The following is a 13,491-nucleotide window of genomic DNA, read 5'->3' on the forward strand; positions in this document are numbered from 1 at the left end:
CTTAGACAAGCTCCTGCCGCCGGACGGAACGCCGGTTATACACAATGGCATACAGGCAGGGAACGAACACCAGCGTGAATACGGTGGCCACGATCAAGCCGCCCATAACGGCGCGACCGAGCGGCGCATTCTGCGAGCTTCCCATCGACATCGGCAACATCCCGATGATCATGGCGGCCGCGGTCATAAGGACGGGACGGATGCGGGCCTTTCCGGCTTCGATCGCAGCCCGCAATGCGTCGCCATGCTCGGCGAGCCGTTCGCGGGCATAGGAAACGACGAGGATGGAATTGGCCGTGGCCGTGCCCATGGTCATAATCGCGCCGGTCAATGCCGGGGTGGAGAGATTGGTGTGGGTCAGGAACAAACTCCAGGCAATGCCCGCCAAGGCACCGGGTAGGGCCGCAACGATGATGAAGGGGTCGAGCCACGACTGAAAGTTGACGACGATCAGAAGGTAGACCAGCACGATGGCCACGGCGAGACCGATGGCCAGTTCAGCGTAGGCCTCGCGCATCAATTCGGCCTGGCCATGGATTTCAATCGCCGCGCTTCTGGGCAGCTCGGGTTCCATGCTACGGGCGACCGCTTCGACATCCGCCAGCACACTGCCCAGGTCACGCTCGTCGGTGGAGACATAGATGTCGATCAGCGGCATGATATCTTTGTGCGTAATCACACCGGGCGTGCCGACCGCCGACAGCGTAGTCACATTGCCAAGCAATTTCAGATCCTTGTCCGACGCGGACCGATCGTCCCGATCGACGGGAACCGTCATCAGATCCTTGAGGCTGGTGAGCTGCTGCTGAGGCGTATACACATTGATTCGGTAGGACATGCCGGTCTTTCGGTCAAGCCAGTACTGTTGATCGACCTGTTGGCTGCCGGCCGTCGTCAACAGCAGGTTGCCGGCAATGTCCTTCTGAGTCAGGTTCATGCCAAGCCCGAACATGCGGTTGGTTTCGGCCAGGAGTGTCGGCGTGCGCATGGTCTGCTGAATCACAACATCGGTAGTCCCGGGGATCTGGCGCAACCGGCCGGCGAGATTGCGCGCGAAGTCGTAGTTGGCATACCGGTCGGGGCCGTTGATTTGCACATCAATAGGTGAGGGCGAGCCGAAGTTGAGAATCTTCGCGGTCAGGTCCGCCGGCTGGAACGTGAATTCGGTGCCGGGATATCGCTCGCGCAAGCCCTGGCGGAGAATACGCCGATAGTCCCACACCGGCGACTTTTCATTCTTGAGCGAGATGGTCATATCGCAATCCTGCGGGCCGATCGTCGGAGTGGGAATGAACGCCAGGTTATGCGCGCCGACCGGCAGACCGCAGTTGCTCACAATGCCTTCGACCTGGCCGGGGAGCAACCGCTCAATGTCTTTCGAAACCAGCGAGGCGATGCGGCCCGTGGCCTCGATCCGCATGCCGAGAGGCGCCCGCATGTGCATCTGCAACGTCCCGGACTTGATCTCGGGAAAGAAATCCCGCCCATTGAAGTACAAGAGACTGAGCGAGCTGACAGCGAGAATCAGAGCGATGCTGACGACCCCCTTGCGATGGGCGACGGCCAGTTCGAGCCGCTCGTTGTACCAGTCGCGGAAGCGATCGAAGCCGCGTTCGAAGCCCTGCTGAAATCTGGCGAAGAAGCCCGGCGGTGCCGTTCTACCACTCCCCTCCCCATCCATCCCCGCGTGCGGCGCCTGATGGCCGGCCAGCATATAGTTCGCCATGGTCGGCACCAGCGTCCGCGACAGGATGAAGGACGCCAGCATTGCGAAGATGATCGCCTCTGCCATCGGCATGAACAGCCACCCGGAGACCCCGCTCAACTTAAAGAGCGGCAACCACACGATCGCGATCGCCAATGTGGCTACAAACGTCGGCAGCAGAATCTGCCTGGAGGCATCCATAATGGCATCCTCCAGCGGCTTGTTCATGGCGAGATGGGTGTCGATATTCTCAATCATCACCGTGGCATCGTCGACGAGCACGCCCACCGCCAGCGCCAATCCGCCCAACGTCATGACATTGATGGACTGTCCAATCCAGTGCAGGCAGATGATGGACGTCAAAATGGAGAGCGGAATGGTGGTCGCCACGATGACCGTCGACTGCCAGGAGCCGAGCAGCAGGAGGACGATGAGGCCGACCAGGACGGCCGCAATCACCATTTCAGAGACCACATCCACAATCGATTCTCGTACGAAGATCGACGCGTCGTTCAGCAACTTGATATTCACGCCGGCCGGCACAACCTTCTCGATGCGCGGGATCATGTCTCTGATCCCGTCAACGACATCCAATGTCGAGGCCTCGCTGCTCTTCATCACAATGATGATGACGGACTGCTGACCATCCACTAGCACGGAATTTGTTTGCACCCGGCCGGCGAGCCGCACATCAGCGACGTCCCGCAGATGGATGAAAGCGTTCCCTTCCCGCTTGATCGGGATGTTGTTGAAATCATCGACCTTCAGAGGCGACGCGTTCGTCAGCACAATCCAGTCGGTCGCTTTGACCTTGATGTCGCCCCCGGGCAGCACCAGATTCTGACTCCCGAGGGCCAGGTGGACGTCTGACGGAGTCAGGTGACGGGCGAGCAATTTCTGCTGGTCGAGCGACACCATAATCTGCATATCCTGCCCGCCGTAGGGATGCGGCAGAATGGCCCCGTCGATGGTGACCAAGAGGGGGCGGATTCGCATGATGCAGAGATTGTAGAGCTCCGCCATCGTGAGCGTATCGGAGGTGACTTGTAACATGGCCACCGGGACCGATGAGGGGGCCAAGCGCATGACCATGGGCGGGGAAATATCCGGCGGCAGCGCTTTGACCACCGTTTGCGAGATCGCCGCGATATCGGCCTCGGTCCCGCCGCGGTCGATACCGTCCTGGAGATACACGTTGATGATACTGCTGCCATAATAGGAATGACTGACGATGCGTTTAATCCCCTCCACGGTCGAGGTGAGAAAACGCTCAAAGATATAGGTGATGCGCCCTTCGACATCCTGCGGCAGCAGCCCGTCGTAAGCCCAGACCACGGACGTGACGGGAATCAAGATGTTTGGGAACACATCCGTCGGCATGTGGACGGTTGTCTGAACCCCGAAGAGAACGATCAGAATCGCCAACACCACAAAGGTGTAGGGTTTTCGCAGGGCGATGTGGACAAGCTGCATCATACGTCACCACCGAGTGCTGCAACGCAACGCTTGTACCACTTTCAAGCAACCCGTTCAAACGATAGCCCCTGATGTGTATTAGCGAAACAGGGACGAGCGTCAGCAACCCATACCGCAGCGGCTTTTCGGTTTTCGCACTGAGTGCATTGTGCGATTGCGCTCGATTTAGTGAGTTCGATCGACGGGAAGATCCTGCATTGCAATGTGGACCTATAAAAAACCGGCAAGAAATCGGCCTATCTAGGCCGCCCGTGCTGAGCGCGCACAGGCCAGGAAATGATGCAGCTATTGGTATTGATCTTGCTGTCACATGCTGTGAGGTGGAATTGCGATACCACGCGACACACAGGGAGCGACGATGCATCACGATAGACTTTCCCAAGAGATTCACGTGGCATCTGCCCATGGCACCGCTAAAAAGCGTCACACCATCATGAAGTTCGGGAATGTGGGTCTGATCATGGCGATCGCGATCGGACTAGCCGGTGCCTTTGGAACCAATGGATTCGCGCAGACTGAATCGCTGACGGTCGGAGCTCCCCCGAGCCTCAGAGCGGTCTTCACCGAAATCCTGCCGATGTTCGAACGAGAGTATGGCGCATCGGTCAATGTGGTCTATGCCCCTTCAAAAACCCTGAGCCATCAGATCGAGCAAGGGGCTCCGATTGACGTATTCCTTGCCGCGGGGACTGATGAAGTCGCGCAACTCTACAAGAAGGGACTGACGCTCAACGGCAGGCCCCGGACGTACGCACAGACCTCCCTCGTCCTCGTCATGTCAACGGAGACTCTGGCTACGCTGGTATCCTTTCACGATGCGCTCCCCAATCGCACCACACGCATTGCCCTCGGAGATCCCCGGACATCCGCCTTGGGAGATGTGACGGCCCGGGTGCTCGCCAGAGTCAATCCGAACTATATGGATAAGAGTCGCTCCAACATTATTTATGCATCCCATAGCGAAGACATCATCAATCTGATCCACGCAGGCAAGGCCGACGTAGGGCTCGTCTATCGTGTGGACGCCATCAACGGCGGGCAGGTGCGTATCAGCGATGAGACTCCCGCCGAATCTTATGTGCCGGTGCAGTTCGGCCAGGCCGTGGTATCGACCTGTCAGGAAGGCGCTCGGGGGATCGCCAAAGATTTCTCCGATTTCCTCATGACTCCCCGCGTACAGAAACTCCTGATCAAGTATGGATTTGATTCCCTGCCAACAGTCGGGTGATCCGACTGCGTGGATAGCCCTATTCGGCGGTCCGATCCGGCGATCAGCAGCACCCCTTCCCTCAATTCATTCCTGCTCATTTCAGCCCTACTCTTCAGCCCTATTCATCCCGTCCTTACTCCCCCCCTCTACTTTGCGCACAGTGCGATCCGTGCGGATCCGCTCAATTTCAGCGAAGCACAAGATGAAAACAGCTGAAATACAGCGTTTTCGCGTTGGCACCAGCCTTGCTAAGTCTACAGGTAGACAGTGAGTGACTCTCACAAAGGAGGCTGACGATGAAAGACATGGTAAAGTCCTTCGGAGATCGTGAATTGGCCTGGGCCATGCTGGCAATTGCAGGAGTTCTCCTCTGGAGCACCTGGGGATTGGTGTCGTAGGCACCTGACTTCCACGAATCGCGTTACGCATACCCTGCGAGCACAGGCAGGACACGGCACAGGAAACGATCTCAACAGTCCGACGCCGGTTTCGCTTTCAAGTGCAGACATCTACCGGCCACAATTCTAATTTCGTGTTGCTGCCGGACAAACTGAATATTCCGCTTCTTCTTCTCTTATCCTTCCGGGCTGGAGGATGTATGACACTGCTCGCACTTCGCAAGATCTCAGGACGGACAACGAGTATCTGAACGCTTCCCTGACACAGCGACCTGATGGCGCGTGGACTGACTCAAGCAAGTTTCTACAATACTCACCCTCCAGGATGGCAAAGGAGCATACGATGCCGACAAATCCAACCGCATCCAAACCAGGATTACCAGGGGTTCCCGCCGGAGGATTACAGAAGATAGGTCAAATTCGAGGAACCAACAGTCTCGTCTTTCGCATCGGCCACAATGCAATGGACGCCGCGTTGGAGCTCGTGTCCTCCCATACTCCCGGGGCTCCAGTCGTCAATGAACGCACTGAGTTCGTCGGGTTCGTCAGCGAAATTGATGTCCTTCACGCGTTGGAAGCCGGCAAGAATCTTTCCACGTTGAACATCGAACACATCATGGCCCATGACCCAATTGCCGTCACCACCGACACAACCATCAAGGAAGCCGTGAAATTGATGGAAGAGAAGCGCCTGCTGAATCTTCCTGTGACGAACCAGGGGAAAGTCGCTTACTCGGTGACGCGACACGACCTCTTACGCGCAGTGATCGGCCTTGGCACGACTGGAGAAGACTGATTCCCGATTAGCTGCACGGCCTCTGCTTAGCAAGAGGTTGCTCGGATCTGATAACTCATCCTTTCAGCATCTGAGCAACCTCACCTCTAGACGATTAGCACCTCTTCCCTCCCCGCATATCCTTGGTTTCATCTGAACATCTCACTTAAAAGACCGCCGTAATTCGAGCTGCATCGCACACACCGCACCGTGCGAATCCCTTCATATTCCGATCGCGACAACACATTCCCCACGACACCCCATCAAATCAGTTGAATTACGGCAAGACGTCACTGTGTCTCAACGGACTAGTTCTTGCTCATAGGGAACCTCATCATTGAATTCACCGCCCACGGAGACATCCCTATGCAGCGACACAGACTCGATGGTCCTCCCGCAGCCATTGTGACCAGAGTTCGTGAACTCGTAGGCCGCGAGCGGACACTGACGTTCACGGCCCTCACCGCCAGACTATCGGACTGCCGGTGGATCAACCTCTTGCGCGCATTGAATCATCTGGAACAACAGCACGTCATCAAGTTGACTCCCCTCCCATGGGACTATGAAATCCGCCTCATGACGAATGGTCCGTCGGCGACGAAGGGAGAGTAAGACTATGGCCATAGTGTGCATCCGATGCGGCGGCCTGCTGGTGCGTGAGCGCATTTTTGAAGCCAACGGCATGAGTTCGACTGAACGGGTCGATTGTGAACGCTGTCTAAACTGCGGCGCGGTTGAAGACGACGTGATCCGGGCCAATCGACAGCTGGCCGAAAGTCCGTTGCTGAAACGGGAACCGAGAGGGCCTCGTATCCAGCAGCGAGACGTCACCACACTGATGCGCGGTTCAACCGATACTCACCGCTCGGCAACCTCCCCCACCATCGAACGGCCGTACCGGCCTCCGGTGCGTGCTGACTACAGCCATGGCAACCGGGCTTATGGTCGGCACCTGGAGCATGATGCCGCTACCGGCACCTCCTACAGGTATCCTGCTTCAGAAGGTGCCGCATGAAACGCCTTCGCATACTGCTGTGCGATGATGCCGCGCCGGCGCTGTCAGAGCTCCAATCGATTCTTGAACTCGAATACACCGTCATCGGAACCGCAGAAGATGGACAGGCCCTCATCGCGGCCGCCCAAGCCCTTCGACCTGACCTTGTACTGACCGCCATCGAGCTGCCACGGATGGATGGGATCGAAGCCGTGCAGGAACTCCGCAAAACACTGCCGAACTGCCGCGTAATCTTTCACACCTGCCGCACGGAGCCGGAAGTGATGGCGGCCGCATTTTCAGCGGGCGCAACCGGATACCTGATCAAGGGATCATCGGCATCGTTGCTCGCCGGCCTTCGCACCGTTGTGCAACACGCGCGGGATCGCCACGAGGAACTTGTCATCGGACGAAACGCCCACCCCATGCTGTAGAGCCCCAGCCGCGAGTGACAGGGAGCAAGCTCTTCCCCAAACTGGACGCACTGAGAATCGTATTGTTTTGTTTTCTCTCAGGAGGCTGCTCAAACAGGTCATCCAACAAGGCCGCAGGCTAGGCAGAACCGGAAACGTACCCTCTGGGGTACGTTGAGGATTCCGCCGAGCCGAGAACGAAGTTGGGGATCTGTTTCAGCAGCCTGACTAGAAGAACGCCATGCTGGCGTACGTGACCGTCGAGTTGTACTGATCGGTGATCCCGCGATCGTAGCGGAGGACTTGGCCGGATTCGGCTTCAATGAGACGCAAGAGAGAATAGATCGGCGCGAAACCTGAAATGCGGCGCTTGTCGTTCTCGGTGATGATGTATTTGGTAAATTCTTCGGGCTTCCGCTCTTCCACCGGCTTCAACATTTCCAAGTCGTGCTGCATCGATCGATGGAATGAAAAGTCGGTCGGCGGCTCTTTATCCCCATAGCGCATTCCGAGATGCGCCAGCTCCGCCGCTGCGACAACACAGTAACTGCGGCCTGATGATTTGAGAATATCGCGCAGCCCGGCCAAAAACACCTCGACCGATTGTTGCACCGGAGCTTCCGCCATGCTCAGCGCGGAAAAGGAACAGAGAATCGGCACAATGGTAAAGGGCTTCTTCGCCCCGACGATCTGTTGAAGAAACGGCAGTTGGAATTCAATTGCATGTTCGGCTTGGTGGCAGAGATCTTCTTCGAACGCCACCGGGAACCGCTCTCTGATCTTCGCCAGCAAGGGCTGATCGGCCTTCACGACACCCAACGGCGTTTCAAAATCCTTGTCCGTGACGGCAAAGAGATTGTCGAGCCCGGCGTAGGCTGTCCCGATGAGGACATACACATCCGGCTGCGTGGCTTCCTGCAGCTCTTTGTACGCCCAGGCGTAGATCGGCCCGGCCTGTTTCAGATCGTAGGTCGGCGCGACCACACCTTTGATCGGTTTGCCGGCGTTCTCTGAGGGTTTGAAGTCCGGGCCTTCTTTCGACGTGAAAAACCCATCGATCTGCTTTTTCAACTTTGCCCCATCCGCCTCATAGGCGCGTCCGGCAAAGGCCGCCGTGCGCAACGGGCTCTCGCGATACTGGGCGCGCTGCTCTCTGCGGGCCTCTTCCGCCCGTTCCCCTTCCAAAAACAATTTCTGGTCGAGATCGGTCACCAACTGCTCAACCTTATCGGGCATCAGAAATTCACCGAACCGCTTCAGATAGAGGGCGCCCACTTGTTGGAGCGAATGCTCGCCGTCGAAATGCTGAACGATGAAAAAGTAGTTGAGCGGAAGCACCAGCCGTTCCTTGCTCAGGCCGGTCGGATCCCACAGCACGATGTACTGCTCCTCCCCTTCTTTAATGGGGGAGAACTGGAGATTCCGCAATGCGGGATAGTGCTTGGGGTCTTTGGCAGCCGTGGTGGTCATAATGCTCCTTGGTCGAGCGCTATTGTAAAGGAGGGAAAGAAGAAGCTGCAACCGGGGATATGGCTCAGGGCGAGGTGGAGAAAACGCGCTCCTCGTGACTCTTCAGCCTTGGCCCCCACCTCGAATCAGTGAGAGTCCGGCGGCTCGCTTCGGCTCCGCCGACTCAGTACGAACAAAGTCCCAATGGTCACGAGCGTCAGCCACAGCGCCGGTCGTCCATAAGAAGGATCGGAATACTCGATCAAATCGGTCAGCCGGCCGATCAACAAGGACATGCGGGCCATGACCGTATAGCCAAAGGCTGCGCCGAACGCGATCATCAGGAACATCACGCCTGTCCTGGCGACCATCTTCCCCGGCCCCTTGTGCTCCACCGAGAAAAAAAAGTAGAACAGCACGGAACTCACGCCGATCAGCACGATAATCACGTTCACGCTGCTGGCCGGATTCATCAGATTCCATGAGAAGGTGACGCCCTCCCCCGGCACAAGCATGAGCAGCGGCCGAATGGTGTCCTCGATTTGCTTCAAGATAAACGACGACACGGTACGCGGAATCGCCAGTCCCGCCCCCACCCCGACGATAAACGCAAACGCATAGCGCGAGAGCCAGGCGGCTTTCGGCACATAGCGCGTGAGCATGAGCAGTCCGATGGCGACGGGAATCAGGAGCGTCCATTCCTGATTCTCAACGATGGGTTTCCAGATCAGATGCACGATCACCGTGTCGTACGTCTTCACGATCGTGTAACCGACCGACACGCCGACATAGAGATTCTCCGCCAGTTTGAAGAGCGGATTATCCTTATACAAAAAGGAAAAGATAAAGAGCGTTAACCCCGTGGCCACCCACGCGCCGATGATCGTTGCATCCATTGCCTGGTCTATCCCCTATGACTGCGACCCTTGTTGTCGGGTCTGACGCCGCACCGAGAAATAAAAGACGTTACAGAGCCCCACCAGGATGATGATCGCGACATGCGTTGCCGATTGCGCATCCATTCCCGCCACCGCCCGCCCCTTCTGCCCGATCAGACTTTCGTATTCCGCCGCTCCCCGCAACCCGCCGATCAACCCGTTGATCTGGCCGCTTCGCAACAGGGGATACAATCCCGGCGCCATCACGCCCGTGCAGCCACCGCCCAACTCGAATTTGTATTTATCTTTTCCGAAGACGTACCAGGCTTCGACACCAGGATTCCCCGCTCCGAGGCTCACCGCATAGGTGACGTCCTTCAAACTGTTGACCCCCTCCAGCACCGGCTGCCCCTTGGTCGGCTTGCCGCCGTAATCGCTGGGGAATGCGGTATAGAGATTCTGCCCCATGTTGATAATGACGGCCGTCCCTCCCGGGCTCCACCCGAGAAAAACATAGTCCGTGCCGCGCTGTTTGCCGAACTCATTCGCCACCTTGGTCAGCAACTCGTCGGCCATGCCCGTGCCGGACACCCACAGAGTCATCGACACGACCCGGAGATTCTTCTTAAAGGCATGACGGAGAAGAGCGACCGCCTGGGGATGGAGCTCCGGCTTCGACGCCGGATCGAAATCGAGCGAGAGGAGGAGCACCGAATGTTCGGGCAGGCTTTCAATATGATCGTAGACGCCGCGCACTTCCTGGGAAATCTTGATGGGCAGGCCAACCGGGTAGAGCAACGGCAAGAGCGTGCAGAGGCCGATCACCACAAAGATGATCCGCCGGTCGATCTTGAGCATGCGTTCCGCGAAACTCATCATCTCCCTACCCCTTGCCCCGTCACTCTTTCCCCCCGCCCAGGTAGGACCGTTCCACGCCGAAGATAATCTTGAAAGACAGCGCTACCGCCCCCAGGCTGACACCGATCAAAATGGCCCGGCGCACGGAGGCGTTCAGCACGTTCAAAATCCATTGGGAAATATCCCCGCTGACCGGCACGAGGTATTCACCTAATGGAACGCGGCCCATCATGACAATCACCGCGGCAACCAGGAGTACCGCGGCTTCCCGGCTTCTGGCGCGGAACGAGCGATAGGCCGCCGAGGCGATGAAGAAGGCCAGGATGGCAAACATGGTCCCTTGCAGTGGGACCATCATAAAGTTGTAGACCCACCCGAATGCCGTCGAGACACCTTCGACACTCTCCTTGCCGTTGGCCCACCAGCCGACGGCCATCGTGCCCAACATGCCGGCGTAGAGCACCACACTGTAGCCCCAGCCGGCTTCTTTCCGGCGGATCTTGGCCGCATGGACCTGAAACAGACTGGTCACTCCCAGCACGAGCGCAAAGCCGCCGATAATCTGGAGCCATTTCGTGGCGGAGGTGAGCAACTGTTCGGAAGCGGGATGCGGCACATAATACTGACCCGCAAAAATCAGCCCGGTGATCATCGTAATCAGCAGCGGCAACTGTCGGCGTAAAAAGATCATTTCACATCCTTGAAGAAATCGAGGGCATATTGCGGCCAGGCGGCCTGCGTCGCGACGCCGACCGTCGCGAGCAACACTCCGATTGCGATGACCGACAGAATCATGGCTTTCCCGATGTCCTGCCCGCGCAAGGTCCCCAGCTGCACCGGCTCCCGCGACAAATAGGCGCTCGCGGCATACAGCTCTTCGCCGATCAATGTGTAGTCGCACGTGGTCACGAAGAAGGGCAACTGATGGTCCGAATCGGTTCCCGCGATCTGGATGGCCCCGGTGCTTGCCCCAGTTTCCGTCAGCAGCAGCGCCTCGGCAAAATAGGATCCCATAAAGAAATTCGCCGCCGGTTGTTTGCGCAGCATGATGCCGTCGACCGCCGCCGTGTAGCTGAACTGGTCACTGGTAATGAAAAAATTCGAGTCTTCTTTGAACAGATCGGGTTTCCCCGCTTCCAAATAGGCTTGTTTGGTGATCTCCTGACAGACCGCCATCGTAATGGGGTCGCGATGGGGCACCAGCAGCTCCGTTTCATAGGCCGCCGTCTTTTTTGCCACGCGCCCGAGAATCACGGCCGCCGCGATCGTCGAGGGATCGCTCATATCATGCGCACCGGTCAGATAGAGGATCGGCTTGCCCAATTCGGTAGCGCGGCCGATGGCTTCATCCACCGCGTCGAGGCCTGGGATGCGACGAAGAAACATCTCACGCCGTTTGGCTTGCGCAATGGAAAAGAACACCACGCCGCCGAAGATCAGCGTCAACACAAGATTGTTCACCAAGTTCCAATTGAACCAGTTCGGAGCCGGCGTGGCTTGCAGAAGCGGCCCGACGATTCGCTCCTCTCCTTTGAGCAGCGCCACAGTCACCGTATAGACCGTCCCGTCTGTCAGTTCGACGGCCTTTCCGTTTCTGATAGTGAACTGATGCCAATTGCGTTCTGCCGTTCTGGTCCACCAGGCCCCCTTGGCGTCCTTCACCAGACGAGTCTGAGCCGGGAACTCGGCGACCACTTTCAATGCGGCCACATCCGTGACACCGGCCTCGCCGACCAACACCTGATAGCGGGCATCAGGACTCTCCAACGCGCTCGGCGCCCAGTTTACCGTCAGGCTTTGTCCCCCATCATTCGGCGTATCGAATACGGATAGATGAGCCGGAGCGGCCAACTGATCTTCCGCAAAAACACTGGCAGATGACAGGCCGCAGACCATTATCAATATCAGGATGTTCAAAAATCCCGCTGGTCTCACCCACCCAACCCCAGCGCGCCAAGACGCGCCGTGCCGCGAGTAAGACCGCAGCGAGTGAAGGGCCGTGGCACATCCACTGGGGTACGTTGAGGAGGCCTTCAAGGCGAGAACGCAGTTGGCGGACTTGTTCAGCATCCTGCTACGCCCCTTCGATCACTTCGATATTCGTTCGTGGAATGACGGCAACCTGCCCGTCCGGGAATCGTACTTCCAGCACTCGCGCGTCGCTTTCCGTGGGAATCTTCTGGAGATCGGTGGGCAGCGCCGAAACCTCTCCGATCTTGCCGAACAGCGGATCGCGAATGATGCGCACCGGATCGCCGATCCGAATGCCTTCACGTTGCGGTGCTGCCGCAGCTTCGATCCCTCCCGCACTGTCGGACTTCGCAATAATGATCTCGGGCCGGATGACACCGGCGCGAATTTGCGTGGCCCCTGAAACCGCCGCCTTCTCTCCGGCATGGGCGGAGAACAGCGCAAAGGTCTTCTGCGCCATCGGGATTGTGCCGAAGCCCTCCGTGAGAATCAGCGTGAACCCCACCTGCTCTGTCCCAGTGATGGCCACCCCCAGATCGTATCCCAGCAGGGCACGAAGATCCTTATCGTGAATCCCTCCGACCACTAATCCGGCGACGCCGATTTCCTTCGCCTTGGCCATCGTCTCGGCGGACAGAAACGAGCCGCCGACGACAATCTTTCCCTTCATGTCGGCCTTCAGATGAGCCGGAGTCAAGGCGTCATCCGGCTTCGCGACAGCAACCACCAAGACGCCGGAAGTTTCACCGCCGATGCCAAAGATCCCCTGGATCAGGCTGCACCGCGCCTCGACCGTCACGCCCTGGCGCGGATGCACTTCTACAATCGTCCCGTCCACATACGCCGATAATTCCAGCACACGCGGCGGCTCCCGGAGCAGCACTTGGCCCGTGATCGTCGAGAGCGATTCCACCGTTCCGGTGATCGGAGACTTGATCTCCGTTTTGAACCATTTAATCAGCGGCTTATTTTCGGCCAGAATTTCATCCTTCCGGACCGGCTCGCCTTCTTTCTTGATCAGATATTCTTTGATCTCGTCCGGCGCAACGCCAAGCTGATTCGCCAGATTCAACGGATACACTTTGCCCGGCAATTCGGCTCTGGCCACCGGTTGATTCGATTGCACGCGATCACCGACCGCGACGAGCACCGTGCCGGGCAACGGCAACTGCCGCCGCCGCCTGATGACGGTCTGCTCGGTGACGGTGAGCCCTGGTGTATATGAGTGCGCCATAACAGGTTACTGAAAAACCCTCTCCAGCTTCGTGCTCAATCGCTCTGCTCTCTCGACGGCCAGAACCGGTACGCCTCTCCTTGCGGCCTCGCCGGAGGATCGTTTGAGCAACCTGGGCAAACAAGACAAC

12 protein-coding genes are annotated in these 13,491 nt (G+C 57.9%); 5 read left to right on the plus strand and 7 right to left on the minus strand.

The window, feature by feature from the left end:
* Position 1: 1 nt before the first annotated feature.
* Entirely contained in the window at positions 2-3,181 is a 3,180-nt protein-coding gene (locus NITLEN_RS14155; protein WP_121990285.1) for an efflux RND transporter permease subunit, read from the minus strand.
* Positions 3,182-3,572: 391 nt separating this feature from the next.
* On the opposite strand from NITLEN_RS14155, the gene modA reads away from it, so the two are divergent.
* From modA to NITLEN_RS14180, 5 genes are all read left to right on the plus strand, one after another.
* The gene (modA, locus tag NITLEN_RS14160; RefSeq protein WP_181416877.1) at positions 3,573-4,409 is read left to right on the plus strand and encodes a molybdate ABC transporter substrate-binding protein; all 837 of its coding nucleotides are present in this window, start codon (positions 3,573-3,575) and stop codon (positions 4,407-4,409) included.
* Between the two features lie 723 nt (positions 4,410-5,132).
* A complete protein-coding gene (locus tag NITLEN_RS14165) occupies positions 5,133-5,585 on the plus strand; it encodes a CBS domain-containing protein (RefSeq protein ID WP_181416878.1) in 453 nt (150 codons plus the stop codon).
* A 345-nt stretch (positions 5,586-5,930) separates the two neighbouring features.
* Positions 5,931-6,176 carry a hypothetical protein gene (locus NITLEN_RS14170; protein ID WP_121990288.1) on the plus strand — a complete coding sequence of 82 codons (246 nt, stop codon included), beginning with the start codon at positions 5,931-5,933 and terminating at the stop codon, positions 6,174-6,176.
* A 4-nt stretch (positions 6,177-6,180) separates the two neighbouring features.
* Positions 6,181-6,579: a hypothetical protein gene (locus NITLEN_RS14175; protein WP_121990289.1), complete on the plus strand. Its 399-nt coding sequence runs from the start codon at positions 6,181-6,183 to the stop codon at positions 6,577-6,579.
* Positions 6,576-6,992 carry a response regulator gene (locus NITLEN_RS14180; protein ID WP_121990290.1) on the plus strand — a complete coding sequence of 139 codons (417 nt, stop codon included), beginning with the start codon at positions 6,576-6,578 and terminating at the stop codon, positions 6,990-6,992. Before NITLEN_RS14175 ends, NITLEN_RS14180 begins: the two co-directional genes overlap by 4 nt.
* 207 nt (positions 6,993-7,199) lie before the next feature.
* Here the strand turns inward: NITLEN_RS14180 and amrB are convergent, their stop codons facing one another.
* The 6 genes from amrB to NITLEN_RS14210 all read right to left on the minus strand — a co-directional run bounded on the left by amrB (position 7,200) and on the right by NITLEN_RS14210 (position 13,361).
* The gene (amrB, locus tag NITLEN_RS14185; RefSeq protein WP_121990291.1) at positions 7,200-8,441 is read right to left on the minus strand and encodes an AmmeMemoRadiSam system protein B; all 1,242 of its coding nucleotides are present in this window, start codon (positions 8,439-8,441) and stop codon (positions 7,200-7,202) included.
* A gap of 125 nt (positions 8,442-8,566) precedes the next feature.
* Positions 8,567-9,316 carry a hypothetical protein gene (locus NITLEN_RS14190; RefSeq protein WP_245924494.1) on the minus strand — a complete coding sequence of 250 codons (750 nt, stop codon included), beginning with the start codon at positions 9,314-9,316 and terminating at the stop codon, positions 8,567-8,569.
* Positions 9,317-9,331: 15 nt separating this feature from the next.
* Entirely contained in the window at positions 9,332-10,177 is an 846-nt protein-coding gene (locus tag NITLEN_RS14195; protein ID WP_245924495.1) for a hypothetical protein, read from the minus strand.
* Between the two features lie 19 nt (positions 10,178-10,196).
* Positions 10,197-10,847 (minus strand): hypothetical protein, encoded by a 651-nt coding sequence (locus NITLEN_RS14200; RefSeq protein WP_121990293.1) that lies wholly within the window; start codon positions 10,845-10,847, stop codon positions 10,197-10,199.
* Positions 10,844-12,007, minus strand: coding sequence for a DUF6754 domain-containing protein (locus tag NITLEN_RS14205; protein ID WP_181416879.1), 1,164 nt, complete (start codon positions 12,005-12,007; stop codon positions 10,844-10,846). Before NITLEN_RS14205 ends, NITLEN_RS14200 begins: the two co-directional genes overlap by 4 nt.
* 223 nt (positions 12,008-12,230) lie before the next feature.
* Entirely contained in the window at positions 12,231-13,361 is a 1,131-nt protein-coding gene (locus NITLEN_RS14210; RefSeq protein ID WP_121990294.1) for a hypothetical protein, read from the minus strand.
* Positions 13,362-13,491: the final 130 nt, after the last annotated feature.

Source organism: Nitrospira lenta (genome assembly GCF_900403705.1).
In the GTDB taxonomy this organism is placed as follows: domain Bacteria; phylum Nitrospirota; class Nitrospiria; order Nitrospirales; family Nitrospiraceae; genus Nitrospira_D; species Nitrospira_D lenta.